Source organism: Salimicrobium album (assembly GCF_900107115.1).
Classification (GTDB): domain Bacteria; phylum Bacillota; class Bacilli; order Bacillales; family Halobacillaceae; genus Salimicrobium; species Salimicrobium album.
Map to the genome: position 1 here is coordinate 84,885 of NZ_FNOS01000005.1, position 15,849 is coordinate 100,733.

Below are 15,849 nucleotides of genomic sequence, written 5' to 3' on the forward strand. Positions count from 1 at the left end.
TTGAACTCAACGAATTCAGAAACAAAAGTAGCTCCTCTGTTGGAAGTGGAGGATTTTTCGCTTTCTTTTCGTGTATATAAAAAAGGTCTGCGTGAACAGAGGATGCAGGTGATCCATAAATTAAATATAACAATCCACAGAGGAGAAGTTGTTGCTGTAATCGGGGCAAGCGGTTCCGGAAAAAGTCTGCTGGCGGACGCCATACTCGCTATTCTCCCGGAAAATGCCATGTGCGATGGCAAGTTGTACTACAAAAAAGAAATTCTGACCGATGACCGGCAAAAGCAGCTCAGGGGAAAAGAGATTTCCCTGATTCCCCAGTCCGTCAATGCCCTCAACCCATTGATGAAAGCTGGGAAACAGGTACGAAAAGCCGGCGGGGGTGTCAAAAGCAAAGCTTCTCAACGTACTATTTTTGAGCGGATGGGCTTGCCGCCGCAAGCGGAGAAGAAATACCCGTTTGAATTGTCCGGCGGTATGGCCAGAAGGGTTCTGACGGCCACGGCAATTATGGATGACCCGGAACTGATCATTGCTGATGAACCGACCCCGGGGCTGGACCCGATGTCTCTTCAGGAATTGAGGGGATATATCAGAGAACTGGCGGACGAAGGGAAGGGAATCATGTTAATTACTCACGATGTCCCTACAGCATTAAAGGTGGCCGACCGCGTTGTAGTCATGAATGAAGGGGAAACAATCGAGACTGCGGCTGCTGAGCATTTTACAGGGGCCGGGGAACATTTGAGAGAGGACTACACGAAGGCATTGTGGAAGGCGCTTCCGCAAAATGAATTCATCTCAGTGAACACTTCGGGGGAAAAAGAGGGCCAAGCGGAAAATCATCAGCTTACAGTGAGAGGGTTGAAATATCAATACACGAATGGTCCTTCTCTTTTTGAAGATTTCGACCTTAGCGTTAGCCCGGGAGAGGTTGTGGGTTTGTCGGGGTGTAGCGGTTCCGGAAAAACGACAGTCGCACAAATTATTGCCGGATACTTGAAGCCGCATGCCGGGACCGTGGAAATTGACGGAAAGGATCTCTCCCTGTCAGTCGCATCACCAGTACAGTTAATATGGCAGCATCCGGAAAAAGCGGTTAATCCAAGATGGCGGATGAGGCAGGTGTTAGCCGAAAGCGGCGCGCTGGATAGCGAATTGTTAGAGGGACTCGGGATTAAGAATGAATGGCTGGATCGCTACCCGAGTGAATTGTCCGGTGGTGAGCTGCAGCGTTTCTGTCTTGCGCGGGCCCTGGGTGCCGATACTGAATATCTGATAGCTGATGAAATCACTACTATGCTCGATGCTATTACACAGGCACAAATATGGGAAGCTGTGCTGCGACTGACTAAACGAAGAAATATAGGTCTCCTTGCAATCAGTCACGATTACTGCCTGCTGCAACAAGTGAGTGACCGCATCATAAACTTCGAGGAAAATGTCAGAAAACAATAATAAATAATGCATAATAAGAGAAGGTTTCGGGAAAGCGGTAACTAAGTCATACTTGTGAGGTGTTTATTTTGTTCGATGATTTTAACGTGGAAAAAGTGTACAAAGAAAGAGTTCACGAACGTCAACGCTTCAGCTTCTCTCTGGATGGCAAAGAATTCAAAGGGAATTTCTATGATAATGAAATTCAGTGGCTCCATCCTCATCCTAAACAGGACGTGGACCCGGATCAGCTGGAATGGATCGAAGGAGAAGTTCACCGTTTGTTGAATGAGGAAGAGACTGATGAAACCGATGAAATTGAAGTGAAACCTTTTCTTGAAGATCAATCCCATGAAGCTCATCAGTTCAGGCTGAAGATAGAGGATGAAGAATTTAAAGGGATCGTCCGCGATGGGAAGTTAGAGTGGTTCCATCCAAAACCCAGACGTAAAGTACGCGATGACAAAGTAGAGAAAGTGGAGAAGAAGTTGCATGAAAAGGTCGAAGAGCATAAAAAAAATAATTCATAAAAGCTGTGAGCGTGCATCTGTAATCAGGATACACGCTCATTTATTTTCTGGAAACTGCAACATTCCGGGCGGCGACACGCCGCCTGCGCTGATAGGTTGAGAATATAACACCGCCCACTATCAGAAGAGCTCCGGCTATTTCCACATCCGTAACGGGTTTATGAAGCAGCACGAGTCCTGTAATCATGGCCACGAACGGCTCCAGGTTCGATAAGATGGAAGCTTTGGAGGCATCCACCTGCCGGATGTTCGTATTCCATATGAGCGTAGCTATTCCGTGAACGGTAATCGCAGTTCCGATCAGGAAAGCCCAGTCGAAAGCCGTGACACCGACTCGTATCGGCTCATCCCACATAAAGACGAAAGGGATGGATATGAGAAAGCCGATAATATTGGAATAGAGAGTGATAGGGAGCGAGTCTATGCGCTTCGAGAGCACGCGTGTCATTATGATCATTATGGCGAAGGTTATCATTGTCACTACTATCCATAATAGTCCTCTATCCACCTGTAAAACCGTAAAACTTCCTTTCGTAACCACGAGAAAGATACCGGTAATCGCAATTACCGACCCGAGCAGCATACGGACCGTCAATCTCTCTTTCAGGAATGTGGCCCCCAGAACGCCGGCTAAAATAGGCGTCGTGGCAAGAATGAGAGCGGACGTTGTCGGGTCTGCCGTTTCCAGTCCAACAAAAAAAGACCATTGGTTGATAAATACACCAATAACCCCTAAGACGGAAATCGCTATCCATTCTGTTTTACCTAAACGATTCACACGTTTCTTTGTGAAGGACGCCAGACCGAGCAACAGCAACACAATAAAGAAAAGCCGCAAAGACGTCAGTAATGCCGGGGAGAAACTCTGCAGCAGTATTTTCCCGAAAACGAAATTGCTGCCCCATACGACGACGCAGAAAACCAGCCAGGAATAAGCTTTTAACATGTACAATCCAGTCTCCTCTTTCTAAAGTAACGACTTATATATTTTAAGCTTTTGAAACCCGTTTGTATATCTTTCCGCTTTGATGAAGAATAAATGATTTTCCAGGTAAAGGGGGCAGGAGTATTCGGGGAGGGAAAGAATAAATGAAATATGGGGAAGAAAAAAAGATGGGGGTAATAATTACAAATGAATGAAATCAAAAAAATAGGAACGTTGTGTCCTCTGGATACTCAAGGCTACATCATCAACCAGGCCGATTTTACATGTATCGATAGTAAATTCCAGGAAATCATCGAGCTTATTAACAAAAGCTGTCTGTCCGCTTTGCCGGGGGAAGTCCACAGTATTTATTTGAGAGGATCCGTGCCAAGAGGGGCAGAGGTGGAAGGTGTGTCGGATGTAGACGTAATCATCGTAACTCAATCCGATCCTGAAAACCTTGATTTGGGGTGGACGGAAGAGGCGACCCGGTTTATCGATCAGATATATCCTTTTATCAATGGTGTTGAGCTGGGATTCAGTTCCCTCAGGGAAGTGAAAGAATACGAGTACTGCTCTATGATACCGTTCATTTTAAAAACTTACGGGGTCTGTGTGTACGGGGAAAACCTTATCAGTCAGCTTCCCGATTACAAACCCGACAGCTCTCTTGCTAACGAACATCTCTTTCATCTGTCCACTTTGATCGACAGAGCCAGACGCGAGCTTGAAGGGAATGAAGATACAGAGGATATTGAAGATTGCTGTTCATGGATTATGCGGATCATAGTGAGAGCCGGCGGAGCGCTTGTTATAATTCAGGAAGAGGCGTATACGAGAGATTTGTATCCGGCATATGAATTGTTTTCGAAGCATTATCCCGAGAAATAGAAAGAAATGAGGACGGCTCTTTGGTATGCAATAAATCCTTCATCCGATTCTGGAGAAATAAAGAAGTTTCTGGATTGTTTTGGGAACTGGATCGAAGAGGAAACAGAAAATTGGCTTGATATTTATAACAAAGAAAGAAAAATCCATCTGCCACTTGCGTAATCCGGAACAGGAATTTGCGTATTCAAAAGTTGAAATAATAAGAACGATACGTACTATCCAAATGAAAAAGTCTGGGGGGTGATACACCCCAAACCATGGAGCGTTACAGATAAACCTGTAAGGTTACTGCTAAGAACTCGATTAACAGAGCGGGCATTACACCACTTTAACCAAAATATCGGTGATACAGGGACCTGGCTTCCGCAATATCACTGGTACCATGCACCAGTACGCGTCCGTCCTGAAACAGGACAAGCCGGTTAGCACCAGTGGAGAAAGAAAGGAGAAACGGGTTTTGTTCGACCTCACCTAATGGAGAAAGGTCTTCGGCCGTTCGCTTCAGATCCGGTTTACGTGTGGAGGAGGGACGGATCTGGACTGTATCCCTCCCACACAGAACAGCTGTCCTGGTCTGGTTTTGATAATCCAGGAACGGATAGGAAGGGGAGGCGCCGCACGATGAACAATTATCGTTTTTAAGCATTTGCACATCAATAGAAGAGTGCTGATTGCTCCATAGATCGAAAGAAACGAGATTCTCACGTAACGCATCCCGGTTCCCGGTTAAAATCTTCAGTGCCTCTGCCCCCTGATGTGCCGTTACCAGTTGAACGATGGGGCTGATGATACCGGCCGTATCACAAGTTAAACCGCCGAGCGGAACCTGTTCCATCATGCAGTGGAGGCATGGGGTCTCCCCGGGGATAATCGTGTAACTGATACCGTAACTTCCGACGACTGCCCCATAAATCCAGGGGATATTGTGCTTCTGGGAAATATCATTCATAATCATACGGATTTCGAAATTGTCTGTAGCATCGAGCATCAGATCCACTCCGCCGATGAGCTCTTCCAAATTCCAGGGCGTCACGTCCGTAACGTGAGCTTTGATTCTCACATCCTGATTAATAGCTTCCAACTTCTCCTTCAGTGCAATAGCTTTTGGAAGGCGGTTCTGTGCATCTTCTTCAGTGTACAGCTGTTGTCGCTGAAGATTGCTCCATTCCACGTAATCTCTATCTGCAATCGTTATTTTGCCGGCACCGGCACGGGTAAACATTTCCGCTGTACTGGTCCCGAGAGCCCCGGCCCCTATAATTAGGATATGGGCGTGCTGTAATTTTCTTTGTCCGTCAGTGCCGATGGGGGAAAATAATGTTTGTCTCGAGTAACGCTGTTCCATCAGAAACTGATTCCCTCTTCCGGACTGCTGGCGGTAGCGTACCGTTTTTTTGGTATTTTTCCGGCCTCGAATCCGAGTCTTCCTGACTGCACGGCCAGTTTCATCGCCTCAGCCATTTTTACGGGGTCTGGAGAGCCAGATACAGCTGTGTTCAGCAAAATACCGTCCGCTCCGAGTTCCATAGCCGTGACCACGTCCTGTGGAGACCTTATACCTGCATCCACAATCACCGGTACGTGTGACTGCTCAATGATCAAACTCAGGTTCAGAGGGTTGATAATGCCTTGCCCCGATCCGATTGGTGACGCTCCCGGCATGATAGCGTGAGCCCCGAGTTCTTCCAGCTTCCTGGCTAAAACGACATCGTCGGATGTATAAGGGAGGACAATAAATCCTTCCTTCAAAAGTTCTTCGGTAGCTTTCAGTGTTTCCACCGGGTCCGGCAACAGCGATTTTTTGTCCCCGATCACTTCCACTTTAATCATGTCACAAAGACCGGAGGCATAAGCCAACTTGGCCGTTCGTACAGCTTCTTCGGCTGTATATGCCCCTGCCGTGTTCGGTAAAAGGTCGTAGTTGCTGATGCTGATTTTTTCCAAAAGATTGGGTTGGGAAGATTCAAAAATATCCATTCGGCGGACAGAGAAAGTCAGTATTTCTGTTTCGGATGCATCTACCGCCTGTTTTTGTACATTGACATCCGGATATTTGCCGGTTCCGAGCAGTAAGCGGGAGTGAAAAGATTTATTACCGATAGTTAGCATGTCAACCACCTCCTACAAAATTAACCAGTTCTATTTTGTCGCCGTCTTTAACATTTACGGTCGAGTGATTTTCTTTAGTCAGAATGTTTCCGTTGTGTTCAACGACGACCGCCGGCCGGTCGGGTATGAAATAATCGATGACGTCGGAAACAGTTGTAATGTTATTTGATAATTGCACCGTTGTACCATTAATCAAAAGTTCCATAGAATCGCCTCCTTAACGTATCTATCACTGAATCTTAAAGGATTCATATACAGGTTTTCCTTCAATATAATCCGCCATGAGCGACCCGGTGATCGGAGCTAATAAAATACCGTTGCGAAAATGGCCGGCCGCTACCCACAACCCATCGATTTCCGGGTGTTCCCCCATATAGGGGAGGCCTGTCTGTGTCTTGGGCCTGTGCCCGCTCCAAGCTTCGCCCCATTCCGCATGCTGCAGGTCAGGAATTAAACGGATAGCACGTTCCATCAGAGAACGCAGACCTCCGATGCTTACAGAATTATTCGGGTCATCAGGTTTTTGTGTAGCGCCGACAATGAACCTGCCGCCGGCCTTCGGTACGATATAACAGCCAGGTGAAAATATGCTTGCCGTCGTCAGATGTTCTTTATGATAAACGGAGAAACACTCGCCTTTTACCGGATACATGTTCAATGTGTAGCCCGTTTTTTCGAAAAGCTCCCGGCTCCACGTCCCACCAGCAGAAATGACCGTTTGTGCCAAAATATTTCCGGAGGTTGTTTTGACTCCGGTTACGTGTCTGTTTTCGGTCAGAACATCCAGCACTTCCGTATGTTCCATAATCTCTGTACTGAATTCAACGGATGCATGTGCCAGTGCTTTTGTTAACGATGGGGCATTGACCTGGCCGTCTCCGGGCATGTAGAGTCCCCCTGTAACGGAGAGGTGGGAAAGACGGGGTTCTCTCTCCTGTAACCGGCTTCGTGAAAGCCATTCCGAACAATCTCCCGAACGTTGCTGACGTTCATTCTCCCGTTTTAACTGTTTCGCTTCTTCTTCGGTACGGGCGACTCTGACTATGCCATTCTGAATCAGTTCAATGTCTATGCCGCTGACAGATTCCAGTTCTTCTGCTAAAGAAGGGAACATTTCTCTGCTTTCACGAGCGAGCCGGGAGAGCGGGCTGTCAGGACCCACTTCGTTCTGCGCCCCCAGCATTCCGGCTGCAGCTCTGGAGGCTTTTTGTCCGATTTCCTCCTTTTCTATTATGAGCACGCGATAGTTTCTTTTAGAGAGTTGAAAAGCGATCGAGCTACCGATAACACCTCCGCCTGCAATAATAACGTCATACATTTCCTGCGCCTCCTTTGCGTATCGCTTCTCTGTAGGCCACAGCTTTTTCAACGGGATCATCAGCTAGCAGCACACCGGACAGAACGGCAACTCCACTGGCACCGGCTTCCATCACGACGTTGGTATTTTCCGGAGTAATTCCACCAATTGCTAAAACAGGCACTCTTACATGCTGCACGACTTTTTTCAGTTCTCTTATACCTTTAGGGGACAATCCGGGTTTCGAACTGCTGGTGAAAACGTGACCGAAGATTAAATAATCAGCGCCATCGTGCCAGGCTCTGACGGCTTCCTGTACGGAGTGTACGGAGCAGCCGATCGTCAAATCCGGATAAAGGCGACGAACTTTCACCTGATTCATGCTTGCATGAGTGAGTTGTACCCCTTTAGCCTTTACCTTGTCGGCGATGGTCGCCCGGTGGTTAAGAATAAGTTTATGCATGGGCATTCCCACGGAATAAAGCTGCTGGGTAAAACATATCATCTGTCTATCGCTCCATTCTTTTTCCCGGAGATGTACAGAATCCACATAGGGGAGCACCTGACCTATTATTCTCATCAGCTCTTCACCAGGCTGCTGACCAGTGGAGATGACATGAAGTTTTCCTATACTGTCCTGACCTGGTTGCTCAAGTTTCACTGAGACCCCCCTTTATCGTTTTTTGAAATTAAAAAAGTCACTTTCCTGGTAAAAGAAAAGTGACTTTGAACGTATGATTAAACAAAAAATAGCAAAAATATCGTCCGCACACTTCCCTTCGCCGGTATCAACCGTATCAGGTTCCGAGGGTCTCAAAGTCGATTACTCTGATCTCAGCCTTTTGAAAAGGCACCCCTAGTGATTTATATTAAATTGTAAGTAAAATTCTAACATTTGTACAAGTATTGTCAACAGTGTGTTTTTTAACATTCATTTTTATAGTTACTCCTGTTTTTCATAGCTTTCACATACCGAAGCTGTAAAAGCGTAATGTACAAGTTCGGGCAGCAAGTGTAACTGCTTCTACAACAGGGAATAGTAAGGGTGGATATCAAAACATGCCTGGCACCAGAAGGAGGAAGATATTATGACTGATAAACATTCGGAAAATGAAGAAACCCTTAAGCAGATCAAAGAACTCATCAAAGATGAAAAAGTGGCGATGCTGACGACCGTATCTCCGGAGGGCAGACTGAGTTCCCGTCCGATGCACACCCAGGAAGTATTGCTGGACGAGGAAGAATTCTGGTTTATCACGGAGAAAGATACAGATAAATACAGGGATATCGGTAATAACCCTTCGGTGAACCTGGCCTACGCCGGCAGTTCCTACGTGTCTATCAGTGGAACGGCTGAATTCGTGCAGGACGTGGAGAAGAAGAAAGAGTACTGGAATAAAATTGTCGAAAAAGTACTGAACGCTTCTGCCGAAGACCCGAACGTTGTGCTTGTAAAAGTGACTCCTGACGTTGCTGAATACTGGGAAGCAGGTGTGAACGTCAAAACCGTTAAAGAATTCGTGAAAAAGATGGCCAGCAGCAATTCCATGGACGACAAGAATAAACTGAAAGACACCGTCCATTTCGACGAAAATTCGAACTAGATACGATCATTTTTCTGAAAGCAGAGAATCCCCGCCCGGAGCGTTGACTCGGGACGGGGATTTTGTTCGTATCGGAAGATGTTTCTGTTTAGTGACGACGAAGGTCTCAATGATTTTTAAGATACCACTTCCTTCTTAGTAACCATTGTGGCCGATTTCGGTTTAATGAACATGATACTCCCGATGAACACGGCTAATACATTCAGAAATAACGTAAGTCCGATGACTCCGGCGGCGTGAAGCGTCTCGTAAAAATAACCGTTAACTGCCAAAAGGACGACGACTGTTCCGAGTATTATACTGCTTTTTACAGGGGTGGCAGCAGATATTTTCCAGGTGCCGTAACTGAAAACGACAGTGAATACTATCATGGTAAGAATATTGACGCTCATCCCCACCCAGACCGGATGGATATTGAGAAAGAAATCCGACGGGTGCCAGTTGCTCAAATGATACCAGAGCAAGCCTGCTGTGAAGCCTCCGAACAGAGAACCGAGAACAGCTCTTTTTGTAACGAGCGGCCAGAACAGCGCAGCAACTACAGGAGCGAAGGTTGCGGAATTTCTCATCGTCCAGGCGAGTACGTTCCACCAGGCCGACTGTTCCGTACGCAGGAAGCCGAAGACAATCATCAGGCCTGTAAGGAGCAGCAGTGACCATTTCGTATACGTGACCAGCTTTTCGGGAGAAGCGTCAGGGAAGATAGCGCTCCCCACATCTTTTCCGAGACTTGTAGCGCCTGAGAACTGACACGGGGCACCCCACCCGAGAGCACAGGCCCAGATACCGAGGAAGAACATCCCGACCAGCGGAGCGGGGAGGACTCCCATCAGGTACCGGGGCAGTGCTATGAGACCGAGACTTGCATCGGGGACAACCGCAGCCGCCGAGAGGCCGAAGAGGATCCCGAAAAGAATGAAGGGGATGCTCATCACTTCTGCCACAATCAGTCCTTTTTGCCCTTCTTCCGGTGTTCTGCAGGACAGAGCCATCTGGAAAGCAGCCTGAGCTAAAATGACGTTCACAAGAAATGTGGCAAACCATACGAGAATGACCTGAAGACCGGCTCCGTCCCAGTCGAACATCCCGGGCTGTTCGACTGCCAGCTGCTGCAGACCGGAAATGCCGGGTTTAATGAAGAACGCTGCTGCACCGATTATGAACATGAGGGCGAAAATGATAGTGTTCATCGTTTGTGTAAAGGCGACCGCCCACATGCCGCCCGACTGTAAATAGACGAATAAAAGAAGGGCTGTGAACGCCACGGATAAAGACAGAGACACGCCGGTGAAGACGTGGAAGGCAGAAGCGAATGCAATGGCCGTGGCCACCGACCACATCGGGAAAGCGAAGGCCGTAATGGCGCCGGATAAAGCTTTGGCACGTCTGCCGAACTGATCACCGATCAATCCGGTGATGGTGACGATCAATTTCTCCCGGAACGATTTTATAAGCAGAAGGGCGATCAGGAGAACCTGCAGTGTTTCTGCGACCCCGTACCATATAGCTGAGATCCCCGTAAGATACGAAAGCTCCACAATCGATATGTACGTTGAACCCGAAAAAAGACCTGTAATACAGAAAGCGACCGTCCACCACCGGAACGTCCGTCCCCCTATAAAATATTGCTCGCCCCGGCCGGCTTTCCGCTTTGCCACGTTGCCGACGATGATTAACGCGAGCGTATATAACAGCGCCAGTGAAATAACCCATACTCCGTAAGAATTCATTTCCTCTCCTCCTTTACATATCTGTACATACAAAAAGAACCCTTCCACTTTTCCGTAAGAAAAATAGAAGGGTTCTCCTGAACGTCCCTGCTCTTATCTTTCAGACAGATAGTGTCTGCTGGAAGAAGCACCTTGTTCTTTACGAACAGGTTGCCGCGGGATCACAGGACCAGATTCCTCCACCGCTCTTGATAAGATGTGTATGAAATTAACGTTCATTCTACCGGGGGAAGAAAAGGAATGTCAATGATTTTTTAGAAATTTCGAAAAATAGAAAAGACAGGACTGTATTTCGTTCTCAAAAAAAGGGAAGCCGAAGGGCGTCCCTTTAAAGCTGCTGTATCAGACTGTCATTTCTTCCTTCAGGTGTGCTCCTGCAATACCCGGGTAGGTCATTTCATAACTGTCGAGAATAATTTCCAGGTCTTCATAATTCAAAACCTCATACTCCATACAGAGGGTACGCACCGTTTTGCCCGTTCTTATGCCTTCCTGGGCGATTTGTGAAGAGCGTTCGTAACCGATGTGCGGGCTTAAAGCCGTAATGATTCCAAGGCTTTTCTCCACGTTCTCCCGGAGTACTTCTTCGTTCGCCTGCAGATCTTTCAGGCACAGATCCGTGAAAACGCCGAACCCGTTGTTCATAACAGTGATGGATTCAAGCAGATTGAAAATCATGACCGGTTCCATGACGTTCAGCTCCAACTGTCCGGCTTCTGAAGCCATGCTCACCGTGTGGTCGTTTCCCATAACTTGAAAAGCGATCTGGTTAATAACTTCCGGCATGACCGGGTTCACTTTCCCGGGCATAATGGACGAGCCCGGCTGTCGGGCCGGGAGAGTGATTTCGCTCAGTCCGGTTCTCGGCCCGGAGGCCATCAGACGAAAATCATTCGCTATTTTGGACATGCTCGTCATAGTGTTTTTCAAAGCGGAAGAAACTTCCGTGTAAGCATCGGTGTTCTGGGTAGTGTCTACCAGGTTCTCTGCTGCCCTGAGCGGAAGTCCGCTGATGTCAGCCAGATACTCCACTACGAGCTTCGTGTATACCGGATCGGCGTTCAGACCGGTACCGACCGCTGTTGCCCCCATGTTGATTTCGAACAGATTATCTTTGGAGCGTCTAATCCGGTTGAGGTCGCGTTCGATCACACGCTGGTAGCTTTTCAGTTCCTGTCCGAGCCGGATCGGAACGGCGTCCTGCAGGTGCGTACGTCCGACTTTGATGATGTGATCGAAATCAGCCGCCTTTTTACCGAATGTATCAGCCATCGTTTCCATCGTCTGTTCCAGCCGGGTCATCCCGGTTACAGCAGCGATATGCATTGTGGTAGGGAAGACGTCGTTGGTCGACTGTGCCATATTCACATGGTTATTCGGATTGATATAATCGTAGTCGCCTTTGTCCCGTCCTGCGATTTCAAGAGCCCGATTTGCGATAACTTCGTTCGCATTCATATTCACGGAAGTACCGGCTCCGCCCTGGATAGGATCTACAAGAAACTGGTCATGGTAATAGCCTTCCAGCAGTTCATCGGCAGCCCCGATGATAGCTTCGCTTATGTGAAGAGGGAGGTGGCCGGCGTCCCTGTTCGCCATAGCTGCCGCTTTTTTGACCATAGCCACGGCCGTAATCATGGAATCATCGAGGTTGTACCCTGTAATCGGGAAGTTTTCTTTGGCACGCAGTGTCTGGATTCCGTAGTAAGCTTCGGCGGGAATCTCTTTTTCTCCGATAGAGTCTGTTTCTGTACGATATAAACGGTTCATGGTATCTTTCCTTTCCCTGTGGATTCTTATTACCCGTAGTGGGCGGTTGTGTAGTTTTCTTCGTCTTCCAGAACATCGGGGTGGTTCCTGTCAGACGAGCTGACAACGACTGCGGCTGATGCATCCCCGAGAACGTTCACGGAAGTTCTGATCATATCCAGAATACGGTCGATTCCTGCGAGCAGTGCTATACCTTCGAGTGGCAGACCGATGGAAGTCATAACCATCGACAGCATAATAAGTCCGGCACTCGGGACGCCGGCGGTTCCGATGGAAGCCAGTGTAGCGGTCAGCACGACGGTAAGCTGATCGATGAAGGTCAGTTCCATTCCAAAGTACTGAGCGACGAACAGCACGCAGACCCCCTGATACAGGGCTGTACCGTTCATGTTGATGGTCGCGCCGAGCGGCAGTACGAAACTGCTGATCTTTTGCGGTACTTTCAATTTTTCTTCGGAATACTTGATCGTCATAGGTAAAGTTCCCGAGCTGCTGGACGTACTGAAAGCCACCATAATGACCGGTATCAGTTCCTTGAAGAAAGTGACGGGGCTCATCTTGCCGAAAACTTTCACGGAAAACGAGTAGACGAGCAGAACGTGCACGAGTGAGCCGACGAGCAGCGCGAGAATGACCTTGAATAAAGGCCACAGTACGGACACCCCGTATTCCCCGACGGTAGGTGCGATAAGGCCGAATATACCGATGGGGGCGAATCTCATTACGACACCGGTGATTTTATACATGACTTCCGCCAGCTGATCGAATATTTGATAAAGTGTACGTGCTTTTTCACCTGCCATCGTGATACCGATGCCGAGGAAGATGGCAAAGAAGATGACCTGCAGCATGTTACCTTCCGTAAGTGCGGCAATCGGGTTGGTCGGCACAATGTTCAGCAGCGTCTCTTTAATTCCGGGAGTTTCCTGGGCAGCGACCTGTTCACCTTCCGGAACTTCAATATCAACTCCGGTTCCGGGAGAGAACAGATTTCCGCTCAGAAGCCCGATGGAGATGGCGACCGCTGTCGTCACCATGTAGTAGGAAACTGTTTTGAAACTCAGGTTCCCGAGCTCTTTCAGATCCCCGGTGCTGGCAACTCCGACTACCAGGGAAGACAGAACGAGGGGAACAATGATAAATTTAATAAGCCTGAGGAAAAGATCTCCGAGCGGCTGTACTACTTGTATGTCAGGTCCGACGAAAATGCCGAGAACAATTGCTAAAAAGAAAGCGATGAATATTTGGAATACGAGATTATTTTTCATAACAACCCTCCAGTCAATATGTAATACACAATGTAAGCGCATACCTACGGATACATACAGAAATCTACGCATACATACAATTAAATCCGTGAATTTTTGAAGGAGAGACCCTGATGATTAAAAAGAAACTGCTGATTGTTATAATGGTTATTGTGATGGTGCCGCTGGCCGGAGAGCTCAAATTTTATCCGTTCGAGGGAAGCTTCCGGGTAAGTTTCGGCACCCCCCTGTTTTTCTTTTTTCTGCTATGGAGGGCGAATCTGCGCCAGGTCACCCTGACACTGGCAGTAGCGACGTCGGTCGTGCTGTTCCGGACGGGACTGGATGTGTACGGAAGTTCCGTGCCGCTTGAGGAAGCGTTCTCCACCCACTTTCCGGTATTCTTTTATTACCTCACCTACGGACTGCTGTTCCGTTTCCTGAAGGTTTCAAAGTACTACCATAAACCTGTCCTGGTCGGGCTGTTAGGAGTTTCCCTGGAGATTATGGCAAGTACGGCCGAGATATTGCTGCGAAGCGGAGTCATGGACCAGCCGGTGAATTTCGGAACGATAGGGCTGTTGCTGGAGGTCGCTTTTATCCGCAGTTTTTTCGTCCTTGGTTTTTTCAACATCCTGCTGTATAAACAGGCGAAAACGGAAGAACTGCAGCAGAAAAAGCAGAAGGAGCATATGATGATGGTGCTGTCCGGTCTGTACACGGAGGCCGTTCATCTGTCCAAAACGATGCGGGATGCCGAAACGGTTACGAAAGAGAGTTACGAGCTTTACCGGAATATGAAAGAGGAAAGCGGGAGGGAGGAGTCTTCCTCTCTGCTTGTCATAGCGAATAAAGTGCACGAAATAAAAAAAGATAACCAGCGGATCTACGCCGGGTTATCGAACGTGATTTCAAGGGAAAGTGACACTTCCTGGCTGAGTATGGAAGAGATAGGGAGTATACTGGAAAAGGCCAATGCAGCTTATGCTGAGCTTCTTCGGAAAGACGTACGTTTCACGCTCCGTAATAAAACGGGGGAAAATCGTTATCCGACCTACGTACTCCTTTCCGTACTGAACAACCTTATCTCTAATGCCGTAGAAGCAATTGACGCAGAAGGCAACGTGGAATTGATAGTGGAAAGGAAAGGGAGACATCTGGAAGTGACTGTTTCCGATGATGGTCCGGGGATTCCTGAAAGGATGGAGGAGGTCGTTTTTGAAGAAGGCTATACGTCCAAGTTCGATTCTGCCGGCGCTCCGTCTACAGGGATAGGGCTGTCCTATGTACGGGAAGTCGTGAAAAAAATGGACGGGAGAATCCGGCTGCTTCCGTCAGTACAGGGAGCTTCTTTTTTAATTCGGATTCCAGAGGAAAAATTAATGGAAATGGGGAGTGACAATGAATTACTTCATCGTGGATGATGATATATCGGTGAGGGCCATGCTCGCCGAGATGATAGAGGATGCGGATCTCGGAACGGTGGCCGGAGAAAGAACCGACGGCCGGGAAGTGGATGCTGCACTGCTTGAGGCTCATCAGGTGGATATCCTGCTGATTGATCTTTTAATGCAGGAAAGAGACGGCATAGAGACGATGCGGGAGATCAGCGGAAGCTATACGGGAAAAACGGTGATGATATCCCAGATGGAAAGTAAAGATCTGATAGGGGAAGCGTACTCACTCGGTATCGAATACTACATTACGAAACCGTTGAACCGGATCGAGGTGGTCAACATTCTGAAAAAAGTTAAGGAAAGACTGGTGCTGGAGCGATCCATAGAAAATATTCAGCAGTCTCTGCAGGCGGTAACGGGAAAAAGCGCCGGAACCGGGAGTGCGGCTGCTTCCAGAAGCATTAAGGAAGAAGGATACAAAGTACTGGTGGAACTCGGAATGGTCGGGGAGAACGGCTCCAGGGATCTGCTGGATATCATCTATTATCTGGATCAGAATAATATGACGGGGGGAGAGGAAATAACTTCCCTGAAGAATGTCTATCAGAAGACGGCTGCCGACAAGATGAAAGAAGGAGCGAAGCAGCCAGGTCTGCAGCGGGAAGTGAAAGCGGCGGAACAGCGCGTCCGGAGGGCTGTACATCAGGGTATTTCGCACATCGCCTCGGTCGGACTGGATGATTTCAGCAATCCTGTGTTCAGTAAATACGCTTCGACATTTTTTGACTATGAACAGGTACGGAAGAAAATGATGGAGCTTGAGAAAGAGAAGAGATACAGAATAAGAGTCGATACGAAGAAATTTATTCAGATGCTGTACTGGGAAGCAAAACGCCGGATGCAGACGTAAAA

15 protein-coding genes and 2 riboswitches are annotated in these 15,849 nt (G+C 48.0%); of the genes, 6 read left to right on the top strand and 9 right to left on the bottom strand.

The annotated features are described in order from the left end of the window. Entirely contained in the window at positions 1–1,458 is a 1,458-nt protein-coding gene (locus BLU03_RS10080; protein WP_093107568.1) for an ABC transporter ATP-binding protein, read from the top strand. A gap of 68 nt (positions 1,459–1,526) precedes the next feature. Beyond that, positions 1,527–1,967 carry a hypothetical protein gene (locus tag BLU03_RS10085; protein ID WP_093107570.1) on the top strand — a complete coding sequence of 147 codons (441 nt, stop codon included), beginning with the start codon at positions 1,527–1,529 and terminating at the stop codon, positions 1,965–1,967. Positions 1,968–2,007: 40 nt separating this feature from the next. Here the strand turns inward: BLU03_RS10085 and BLU03_RS10090 are convergent, their stop codons facing one another. Next, the gene (locus BLU03_RS10090) at positions 2,008–2,913 is read right to left on the bottom strand and encodes a DMT family transporter (RefSeq protein WP_093107572.1); all 906 of its coding nucleotides are present in this window, start codon (positions 2,911–2,913) and stop codon (positions 2,008–2,010) included. Between the two features lie 186 nt (positions 2,914–3,099). Between BLU03_RS10090 and BLU03_RS10095 the strand changes: the two genes are divergently transcribed. Next, the gene (locus BLU03_RS10095) at positions 3,100–3,783 is read left to right on the top strand and encodes a nucleotidyltransferase domain-containing protein (protein WP_093107574.1); all 684 of its coding nucleotides are present in this window, start codon (positions 3,100–3,102) and stop codon (positions 3,781–3,783) included. A gap of 328 nt (positions 3,784–4,111) precedes the next feature. Here BLU03_RS10095 and BLU03_RS10100 read toward each other — a convergent pair whose 3' ends face one another. From BLU03_RS10100 to BLU03_RS10120, 5 genes are read right to left on the bottom strand one after another with little or no spacing between them, the layout of a single operon-like run. After that, entirely contained in the window at positions 4,112–5,128 is a 1,017-nt protein-coding gene (locus BLU03_RS10100) for a thiazole biosynthesis adenylyltransferase ThiF (protein WP_093107576.1), read from the bottom strand. Then, complete coding sequence (locus tag BLU03_RS10105) at positions 5,128–5,892, bottom strand: thiazole synthase (protein ID WP_093107578.1); 765 nt, start codon at positions 5,890–5,892, stop codon at positions 5,128–5,130. Before BLU03_RS10105 ends, BLU03_RS10100 begins: the two co-directional genes overlap by 1 nt. Before the next feature lies 1 nt (position 5,893). Further along, the gene (thiS, locus tag BLU03_RS10110; protein ID WP_008588111.1) at positions 5,894–6,097 is read right to left on the bottom strand and encodes a sulfur carrier protein ThiS; all 204 of its coding nucleotides are present in this window, start codon (positions 6,095–6,097) and stop codon (positions 5,894–5,896) included. A gap of 24 nt (positions 6,098–6,121) precedes the next feature. Further along, on the bottom strand, positions 6,122–7,210 hold the full coding sequence (thiO, locus tag BLU03_RS10115) for a glycine oxidase ThiO (protein WP_008588113.1): 1,089 nt from the start codon (positions 7,208–7,210) through the stop codon (positions 6,122–6,124). Further along, complete coding sequence (locus tag BLU03_RS10120) at positions 7,203–7,850, bottom strand: thiamine phosphate synthase (RefSeq protein ID WP_008588115.1); 648 nt, start codon at positions 7,848–7,850, stop codon at positions 7,203–7,205. The genes thiO and BLU03_RS10120 overlap by 8 nt, the downstream gene beginning before the upstream one ends. A 96-nt stretch (positions 7,851–7,946) precedes the next feature. Next, positions 7,947–8,057: riboswitch (TPP riboswitch) on the bottom strand. Between the two features lie 220 nt (positions 8,058–8,277). Here BLU03_RS10120 and BLU03_RS10125 point away from each other — a divergent pair. Next, positions 8,278–8,793, top strand: a complete 516-nt coding sequence (locus tag BLU03_RS10125; protein ID WP_008588118.1) for a pyridoxamine 5'-phosphate oxidase family protein — start codon at positions 8,278–8,280, stop codon at positions 8,791–8,793. A 116-nt stretch (positions 8,794–8,909) separates the two neighbouring features. Here BLU03_RS10125 and BLU03_RS10130 read toward each other — a convergent pair whose 3' ends face one another. The 3 genes from BLU03_RS10130 to BLU03_RS10140 form a co-directional block, all read right to left on the bottom strand. Beyond that, positions 8,910–10,523: a sodium:solute symporter family protein gene (locus BLU03_RS10130; protein ID WP_093107580.1), complete on the bottom strand. Its 1,614-nt coding sequence runs from the start codon at positions 10,521–10,523 to the stop codon at positions 8,910–8,912. Between the two features lie 90 nt (positions 10,524–10,613). Beyond that, positions 10,614–10,721: riboswitch (SAM riboswitch) on the bottom strand. Between the two features lie 144 nt (positions 10,722–10,865). Next, positions 10,866–12,293: an aspartate ammonia-lyase gene (gene aspA, locus BLU03_RS10135; RefSeq protein WP_008588120.1), complete on the bottom strand. Its 1,428-nt coding sequence runs from the start codon at positions 12,291–12,293 to the stop codon at positions 10,866–10,868. A gap of 29 nt (positions 12,294–12,322) precedes the next feature. After that, the gene (locus tag BLU03_RS10140; protein WP_093107582.1) at positions 12,323–13,561 is read right to left on the bottom strand and encodes a dicarboxylate/amino acid:cation symporter; all 1,239 of its coding nucleotides are present in this window, start codon (positions 13,559–13,561) and stop codon (positions 12,323–12,325) included. A gap of 113 nt (positions 13,562–13,674) precedes the next feature. Between BLU03_RS10140 and BLU03_RS10145 the strand changes: the two genes are divergently transcribed. Continuing rightward, complete coding sequence (locus tag BLU03_RS10145) at positions 13,675–14,964, top strand: ATP-binding protein (RefSeq protein ID WP_093107584.1); 1,290 nt, start codon at positions 13,675–13,677, stop codon at positions 14,962–14,964. After that, positions 14,942–15,847, top strand: coding sequence for a response regulator (locus BLU03_RS10150; protein WP_093107586.1), 906 nt, complete (start codon positions 14,942–14,944; stop codon positions 15,845–15,847). The genes BLU03_RS10145 and BLU03_RS10150 overlap by 23 nt, the downstream gene beginning before the upstream one ends. Positions 15,848–15,849 lie beyond the last annotated feature (2 nt).

Excerpts from the sequence above, each read along its gene's own strand:
- BLU03_RS10090 (WP_093107572.1), bottom strand. The coding sequence starts at position 2,913 with ATGTTAAAAGCTTATTCCTGGCTGGTTTTCTGCGTCGTCGTATGGGGC.
- BLU03_RS10095 (WP_093107574.1), top strand. The coding sequence starts at position 3,100 with ATGAATGAAATCAAAAAAATAGGAACGTTGTGTCCTCTGGATACTCAA.
- BLU03_RS10100 (WP_093107576.1), bottom strand. The coding sequence starts at position 5,128 with ATGGAACAGCGTTACTCGAGACAAACATTATTTTCCCCCATCGGCACT.
- BLU03_RS10105 (WP_093107578.1), bottom strand. The coding sequence starts at position 5,892 with ATGCTAACTATCGGTAATAAATCTTTTCACTCCCGCTTACTGCTCGGA.
- thiS (WP_008588111.1), bottom strand. The coding sequence starts at position 6,097 with ATGGAACTTTTGATTAATGGTACAACGGTGCAATTATCAAATAACATT.
- thiO (WP_008588113.1), bottom strand. The coding sequence starts at position 7,210 with ATGTATGACGTTATTATTGCAGGCGGAGGTGTTATCGGTAGCTCGATC.
- BLU03_RS10125 (WP_008588118.1), top strand. The coding sequence starts at position 8,278 with ATGACTGATAAACATTCGGAAAATGAAGAAACCCTTAAGCAGATCAAA.
- BLU03_RS10130 (WP_093107580.1), bottom strand. The coding sequence starts at position 10,523 with ATGAATTCTTACGGAGTATGGGTTATTTCACTGGCGCTGTTATATACG.
- aspA (WP_008588120.1), bottom strand. The coding sequence starts at position 12,293 with ATGAACCGTTTATATCGTACAGAAACAGACTCTATCGGAGAAAAAGAG.
- BLU03_RS10140 (WP_093107582.1), bottom strand. The coding sequence starts at position 13,561 with ATGAAAAATAATCTCGTATTCCAAATATTCATCGCTTTCTTTTTAGCA.
- BLU03_RS10145 (WP_093107584.1), top strand. The coding sequence starts at position 13,675 with ATGATTAAAAAGAAACTGCTGATTGTTATAATGGTTATTGTGATGGTG.
- BLU03_RS10150 (WP_093107586.1), top strand. The coding sequence starts at position 14,942 with ATGAATTACTTCATCGTGGATGATGATATATCGGTGAGGGCCATGCTC.